The 2,609-nt window shown below is 45.5% G+C and carries 1 protein-coding gene and 3 pseudogenes; 1 reads left to right on the top strand and 3 read right to left on the bottom strand.

Translation table 11 applies throughout. From position 1 onward, the window contains the following. Nucleotides 1–121: 121 nt before the first annotated feature. Nucleotides 122–385 (bottom strand): annotated as a pseudogene (locus F6K63_RS36540) (helix-turn-helix domain-containing protein); the annotation flags it as partial. Nucleotides 386–814: 429 nt separating this feature from the next. Between F6K63_RS36540 and sbcD the strand changes: the two are divergent. Further along, complete coding sequence (gene sbcD / locus F6K63_RS36545; RefSeq protein ID WP_008187888.1) at nucleotides 815–2,038, top strand: exonuclease subunit SbcD; 1,224 nt, start codon at nucleotides 815–817, stop codon at nucleotides 2,036–2,038. An 11-nt stretch (nucleotides 2,039–2,049) separates the two neighbouring features. Here sbcD and F6K63_RS36550 read toward each other — a convergent pair. Continuing rightward, nucleotides 2,050–2,493, bottom strand: a pseudogene (locus tag F6K63_RS36550) (RNA-guided endonuclease InsQ/TnpB family protein); the annotation flags it as partial. Between the two features lie 13 nt (nucleotides 2,494–2,506). Continuing rightward, nucleotides 2,507–2,609, bottom strand: a pseudogene (locus F6K63_RS36555) (RNA-guided endonuclease InsQ/TnpB family protein); the annotation flags it as partial.

The following is a 2,609-nucleotide window of genomic DNA, read 5'->3' on the forward strand; positions in this document are numbered from 1 at the left end:
TGTCGCTCGGATTTCACGAGGGTTGGTATTTCACCAACATGGTTATCAAGTTGTCAAGGTTCTGTTACCTTGCGGCTAATCCCCCATACCTTTTATTAGGTAAGGTTTCTAGCCAACGAGTCGCACGGATCTCCTTGTACCAATGTCGATCTTTTTTCAGTTGAGGTAATGTTCGCTTCTGGGAAAAGTAATCAGGATTATTTCTGAGTTCAGGTAAATGACAGATAAGAGGACATGAGTTAATAGAGCAGCGATTTTGTTCGTACCAGTTAAACCTGTCAGCAAGTAAATAGTTGTATTGGTGGCGCAACATGTCCAACCACCTCTCTATATCAGCTTCCTGTTGCTTGGTTAATCTTAGCCTGTACTGGTACGCCGTTCTCATTGACTTTTCGTGTTTCTCGACCTACTATTAGGATAATATTCGTGGCAACAAACGTCAATCCATAATGAAAGATCAAAAGCTCGTAGTCAGAGTGACCAATTTTGAGAAAAGACAATTACAGGAAGAGGCTGTTCGCGTAGCGTGACCTACGGTCAATCGTAGGGGGATGACCTACTCCGAGTTACTGAGAAGCTTCATAGCTCGCCTACCTGTACCGAAAGACTCTGTGCAAAATTCCTCCCACACTCATACTACGTATTGAGATGTGGGGCTCCTTTTGCCGGAAGCTGAAATTCTTGACGAATAACCCATAAATTTTCAGCAACGTTTGAGCAACATGGCTTATCCTTTTGCCTCTTGCCTATTGCCTCTTGCCTTTCCCTGACAGAGTATGTTCGCCTATCAAATCGAAATTATATATGATGGCTAATGATCAAAATTCTTCACCTATCTGACATCCACATGGGTAGTGGCTTCTCCCATGGACGAATCAACCCTGCTACTGGAATCAATACACGTTTAGAAGATTTTGTCAATACCCTAGCTAAATGTATTGACCGAGCCATTACCGAACCTGTGGATTTAGTGCTTTTTGGCGGTGATGCCTTTCCCGATGCCACACCACCACCTTATGTTCAACAAGCTTTTGCTAATCAATTTCGCCGCTTAGTAGATGTAAACATTCCTACCGTTTTACTAGTAGGAAATCACGACCAACACTCCCAAGGACAAGGAGGTGCTAGCTTATGTATTTATCGCACCTTAGGCGTGCCTGGATTTGTAGTAGGGGATAGCATCGAAACTCATAAGATTCAAACCGACAATGGTCGAGTACAGGTGATTACTCTACCGTGGCTAACCAACTCCACCCTTCTCAGTCGCCCAGACACCGAAGGTCTAACCCTAGCCGAGGTTAACCAACTCCTGATCTCACGGCTTGAGCCAATCTTAGAAGCAGAAATTCGTCAACTAGACCCAAACCTGCCAACGGTCTTGTTAGGTCATTTAATGGCAGACCAAGCTAGATTTGGTGCAGAACGCTTCCTAGCCGTTGGTAAAGGTTTTACTATTCCGCTCTCGCTGCTGACTCGACCCTGCTTTGATTATGTAGCTTTAGGACACATCCACCAACACCAGAATCTCAACCACTCCAATGACCCGCCAGTCATTTACCCTGGCAGCATTGAGCGGGTCGATTTCAGTGAAGAGAAGGAAGACAAAGGTTATGTCATGATTGAGCTGTCCAAAGGTCATGTTCAGTGGGAATTTTGTCCCTTGTCAGTGCGTCCCTTCCGTACCATTGAGGTCAACCTTGCTGAAGCAGATGATCCCCAAAGTACTTTACTAAACGCTATTGGTAACGAAATTATTAAAAACGCTATAGTCCGGCTGATTTACAAGCTACGTTCTGAGCAGCTCGACCTAATTGACAATAGTGCCATACATGAATCCTTGAGGGCAGCCCACCACTATACCATTCGTCCAGAATTAGTCAGCCAGCTAGCCCGTCCCCGCTTGCCGGAACTTGGTATAGGTAACAGTATTGACCCCATAGATGCGTTATCGACATATCTAGAGAATCGGCAAGACCTCAGAGATATTGCTGCAGATATGCTAGAAGCTGCAGAATGCCTATTAGAGAAAAATCGTTGACACTCCCCGCCCTATAAGGACGGGGATTCTTCGCTCAACGACCCGACTTGCTGTTCCTGGCCGGAACCAAGAACAGTAGAGGCCAGATCTCCCGAAGCGTTCTGATCTATGATCCAGGTTCCGGTGTGCCCCACCGTACCCAAGGCTCTTTTTAGGATATTGATTGCGGCGTTGTGGTCACGGTCTAATTCACAACCGCATTCACAGACGTGAGTTCTAGTTGATAGTGACTTCTTGACCACTTCGCCACATTCTGAGCAATTCTGGCTTGTATAGGCAGGATTGACTGGAACAGTGACTCTGCCAAACTTTTCGCCAAAGTGCTCTAACCATTTTCTAAATTGATACCAACCAGCATCATTAATAGACTTAGCAAGGCAATGGTTTTTAACCAAATTCTTGACTCTTAAATCTTCATAGGCAACCAGGTCGTTAGACCGGATTACGCAACGCGCCGGAGACGAAACCTTAGAAGAGTGCAGCCTTACAACAAAACCTGCCACCTTTGATGCATAGCCTACCAACTATAAAGGCTGCACTCTTCTTGCGGTAACTTCTAACCAGTCTCTTG

It is taken from the genome of Moorena sp. SIO1G6 (genome assembly GCF_010672795.1).
Taxonomy (GTDB): domain Bacteria; phylum Cyanobacteriota; class Cyanobacteriia; order Cyanobacteriales; family Coleofasciculaceae; genus Moorena; species Moorena producens.